5 protein-coding genes are annotated in these 4,203 nt (G+C 73.6%); 3 read left to right on the top strand and 2 right to left on the bottom strand.

The window, feature by feature from the left end; all coding sequences use genetic code 11:
* Positions 1-46 precede the first annotated feature (46 nt).
* Positions 47-946, bottom strand: coding sequence for a LysR family transcriptional regulator (locus tag E1286_RS46360; protein ID WP_132623661.1), 900 nt, complete (start codon positions 944-946; stop codon positions 47-49).
* A gap of 84 nt (positions 947-1,030) precedes the next feature.
* Here E1286_RS46360 and E1286_RS46355 point away from each other — a divergent pair, with 84 nt between their 5' ends.
* Together E1286_RS46355 and E1286_RS46350 are read left to right on the top strand one after the other, a co-directional pair.
* A complete protein-coding gene (locus tag E1286_RS46355; protein ID WP_132623659.1) occupies positions 1,031-2,404 on the top strand; it encodes an MFS transporter in 1,374 nt (457 codons plus the stop codon).
* A 5-nt stretch (positions 2,405-2,409) separates the two neighbouring features.
* Positions 2,410-3,102, top strand: coding sequence for a B3/B4 domain-containing protein (locus E1286_RS46350; RefSeq protein ID WP_132623657.1), 693 nt, complete (start codon positions 2,410-2,412; stop codon positions 3,100-3,102).
* On the opposite strand, the gene E1286_RS46345 is transcribed toward E1286_RS46350, so the two are convergent.
* The gene (locus E1286_RS46345; RefSeq protein ID WP_132623655.1) at positions 3,092-3,553 is read right to left on the bottom strand and encodes an Lrp/AsnC family transcriptional regulator; all 462 of its coding nucleotides are present in this window, start codon (positions 3,551-3,553) and stop codon (positions 3,092-3,094) included. The two genes, E1286_RS46350 and E1286_RS46345, sit on opposite strands and share 11 nt — an antisense overlap.
* A 92-nt stretch (positions 3,554-3,645) precedes the next feature.
* Between E1286_RS46345 and E1286_RS46340 the strand changes: the two genes are divergently transcribed.
* Positions 3,646-4,203, top strand: a 558-nt coding sequence (locus E1286_RS46340) for a rhodanese-like domain-containing protein (RefSeq protein WP_342776346.1), incomplete at its 3' end; no start/stop codon positions are given.

The following is a 4,203-nucleotide window of genomic DNA, read 5'->3' as shown; positions in this document are numbered from 1 at the left end:
GTCCTCTACCGGCTCGAACGCCCGTAGGCGGTTTCGCTCTCGCCGGTCAGTCGCTCATCGCGTACAGGACGTCGCGCAGCGCGGCCTCCCGCCCCCGCGTCCAGACCATCCGCAACGCCAGCGCGGGCGACCGCCCGGTCCCTTCGCTCGCGTCGAGGCTCTTCCCGCCGCCGGCCCCCTGCGCGGCGCGGCACTCCTCCGGGGCAGGGGCGACGGTCACCAGGGCGCCCGAGTCGAGGTCGGCGTCCACGGCGAAGTCGGGCAGCAGCGACCTCCCGAGCCCCTGCCGTACCCACTCGCGGGCGGTGGAGATGCTGGTCAGCTCCCGCCGCGGCACGTCCGCCGCGAACATCCGCTCCACCGCCATCCGGATGGAGCACTCCGGCGGCGAGACCAGCAACGTACGCGCGTCGCCCCCAGGCGCCGCGACCAGCCGCAGCGCCACCTCGCCCACGTCGAGGAAGTCGAGCCCGTCCGGCGGGCGGAATCCCAGCGTGCCGATCCGCATCCCGGCGTCGAGCAGCAGCGCCGCGTCCACCCCGCCGTCCGCGACGGCGGCCAGCAGCTGCCCGCGGTTCAGCGTCCGTACGTCCACGTCGAGGTCGGGACGGCGTTCGGCGAGACGGCGCACCACGCCGGGCAGCCGGGTGGCGGCCAGCATCTCCAGCGCTCCCACGGTGACGCGCCGCCGCCGGCCCGTGACGGCCCTGCGTACCTCGTCGGCGTGGTCGAGCAGCCCCTGCGCCCGCTCCAGCAGCGCCTTCCCCGGCGCGGTCAGGCGCATCCCCCGGGGCGTCCGGTCGAACAACGTGACGCCCAGACCGTTCTCCAACCGCCGGACCTGCTCGGACACGGAGGCGGGCGCCAGCTCCAGCACGTTGGCCGCCCCCGTCACGGTCCCGGCCCGAGCGACCGCCACGAACACCTGCAGATGACGCAACTCCACGCGCCTCAGCATACGGTTGTCCCGAACGCCCCCTGCGGCTGCGGCTGTTGAGCGGGAACACCGCGTTTCCGCAGGCTGGACCCCATGAAGCTAGCCGGATTCTCTCTCGCCTACTTCCTCGTGCTCCTGGACACGACCGTGCTCACGATCGCGCTCCCGGACCTGAGGGCCTCGCTTGGCGGCTCGGTGGCGGGCCAGCAGTGGGCGGTCAACGCCTACACGGTCGCCTTCGCCGCCTGCCTCCTGACCGGGGGAGCGGTGGCCGACCGGTACGGGGCGGCCCGGGTGTTCCGGGTGGGGGTCGCGGCGTTCGGGGTGCTGTCGCTGCTCAGCGCCGCGGCGCCGCACCTGGGGGCGCTGGTCGTGCTGCGCGCCCTGCTCGGCGTGGCGGGCTCGCTGTGCCTCGGCGGCTCGCTCGGGCTGCTCGCCGAGCTCCACCCGTCCCCGGCCGCGCGCGCCCGCGCCACCGGCGCGTGGGCCGCGATCACGGGTGTGGCCCTGGCGGCGGGCCCGCTCCTGGGTGGCCTCCTGGTCGATCTGTACGGCTGGCGCGCCGTCTTCCTCCTCAACCCGCCCCTCGCCCTCGTCAGCCTCCTGGCCGTCCGTGGCATCCGCTCCCCGCGCGGCGCCCGCCGCATCGACTGGTACGCCCAGGCCCTGACGTGCGCCTTCCTCGGCCTCCTGGCCGAAGCCCTGACCGACTCCTCCCTCCCCGCGGCCCTGCTCTCCCTGGCCACCCTCGCCGCCCTCGTCCTCACCCATCACCACACCCCAACCGTCGCCACCACGGGTAGCGCCATCCCAGGCGCCGCCACCACGGGCAGCGCCACCGCAGGGGCCGTCGGCAGCGGAAGCGCGGAGCGCACTGGCAGGACCCGCGGCTCGGTCATTCCGCGAGGGCTGGTCGCCGCGACCTGGCCCGAGCTGCTGGCCGGGGCCGTGGCCAACTTCGCCTTCTCCGGCGCCCTGTTCGTGCTGACCCTCCTGCTCCAGGACACCCGCCATCTCACCCCCATGCAGACGGGCCTGGCGTTCCTCCCCCTGACCATCCCCATGGTGGTGAACCCCGTCCTGACCGGCCGCATCGTGGCCCGTCACGGCGCCCGCCCGCCGATCCTGGCCGGCCTCGCACTGCTCGCGGCGGGCCTGGCCGGGGCGGCGCTCGCCGAGGGCCCGCTGCTCGGCTGGCTGATCGTGATCGGGTGCGGTCTGTCGCTCTGCTTCCCCGCCCTGATGGCCGGCATGGTCACGAGCGCCCCGCCCGGTACGGCGGGCACGGCCGGAGGCGTACTGAACGCCGCCCGCCAGGTGGGCGCGACCCTGGGGGTGGCCGTCCTGGGCGGCCTGACGGCCGGCGGCCGCCCCCTCCTGGTGGCGGCGATCCTCACGACGGCGACCTTCGTGGCGTACGGCGCTGTAGGCTTCCGGCGACGATCCGGACGCCCCATCACGGAGTGAGGCCCATGCACCTGCAGCATTCCGACGACATCTGGCGCGACTTCCCCGACCTCGTGCCGGGGGCCCTGCACGTCCAGGCCGTCTCGAAGGACGCCTCCGTGGACGATCGGATCGCCCGCCACACCGAGACGGCCGCGGCCAGGCTGGCCACCGCCTCCGAGGGCGAGCTGCCGGAGATCCAGGCGTGGCGCAGGGCCTTCACCCGGATGGGGCTCAAGCCCACCCAGTACAGGTGCGCGTCGGAGTCGCTCCTGCGCCGCTTCAGGAAAGAAGGCGAGCTCCCGCGCCTCCACCCCCTGATCGACCTCTGCAACGCCGTCTCACTCGCGTACGCGATCCCGGTGGCCGTGTTCGACCTCGACCAGGTCGCCGGTCACCTGGAGATCCGGCACGCCACGGGCGACGAGACGTACGTGACCTTCTCGGGGGAGACGGAGCGGCCGCCCGCCGGTGAGGTGATCTTCGTGGACGCGGAGGGCAGGGCGCACGCCCGCCGCTGGACCCACCGCCAGAGCGGCCACTCCGCCGTCCGCGACACGACCACGGACGTCCTGATCGTCGCCGAGGCCCTGCACGCCTCGGCCCGGCAGGACATCGCCTCTCTCGTCGCCACCCTGGCCGACGACCTGACCGCCCTGTGGCCCGTCGCCCCGCGGACGGCCGTCCTGCGCCCGTCCGCGCCGCGCTTCAGCCTGTGACGCCGTACGTCGTGATGGCCCGGTTCGGCAGCGGGCTGGAGTAGACGACGCTCGTCGTGACCGAGCCGAGCCCGGCGATCCGCCCGGTCACCTGCTCCAGGTGACGCATGGACCCGGCGAGGACCTTCAGCACGAAACAGTCCTCACCGGTCACGTGGTGGGCTTCCAGGATCTCGGGCGTGGTGGCGATCAGATCATGGAACGGCCGGTAGTTGCCGGTCGGATAGCGCAGCCGTACGAACGCCAGAATGCCGAGCCCGAGCCGTTCCGGATCGACGACGGCGGAGTAGCCGCTGATCACCCCGCTCTCCTCCAGTCGCCGCACCCGCTCGGTGACGGCGCTGGCCGACATGGACACGGTCCGTGCGAGCTCCGCGTAGCTGGCCCTCCCGTCCCGCTGCAACGCCTCCAGAATCCGCATATCCGTCTCATCCAGCAAAACCCCGGTCATAACCGATGTCTACCACGAAATCCCCGGCGGTTCTTCTCCATCGCCGTTGAAGTCCCCTTCAACCGCGGGATTCACCCACGTAGCCTCTCCCCATGACCGCAACCATCCCCTCCGAAGCGCCTCTGACCAGCACCGCCGCAGCCGGCACCGCCTCAACGGGCACCCCCGGGACAGGCACCGCGATGACCGACGTCGTCAACCCAGGAGCTGCCGCGACCGGCATCACCCTGCCCAGCCCGGCACTGCGGATCCCGCCTGCGGCCCCGGCCGACGCCGCGGCCTTCTTCGCCGCCCGCCTCACGTACCAGACGGACGTCTCCGACGTGCACGCCTCGCTGGAGTCCGGCGCCCCCGGCTTCGTCCTCCTCGACTCCCGCGCCGCCTCCGGCTGGGACCAGGGCCACGTGCCGGGCGCGCTCCACCTGCCCACCGCCGACATCCCGGCCCGCGCCGCCACCCTGCTGGACCCGGCGATCCCCGTCATCACGTACTGCTGGGGGCCGGGCTGCGACGGCGCCACCCGCGCGGCCCTGGCCCTCGCTCAGCTGGGCTACCAGGTCAAGGAGATGATCGGCGGCATCGAGTACTGGATCCGCGAAGGCTTCCCCCTCGAAACGCCGACCGGCCTCGACCACCGCACCCCCGACCCC

The organism is Nonomuraea terrae (genome assembly GCF_004348995.1).
In the GTDB taxonomy this organism is placed as follows: domain Bacteria; phylum Actinomycetota; class Actinomycetes; order Streptosporangiales; family Streptosporangiaceae; genus Nonomuraea; species Nonomuraea terrae.
This window is presented reverse-complemented; position numbering and strand designations above follow the sequence as displayed.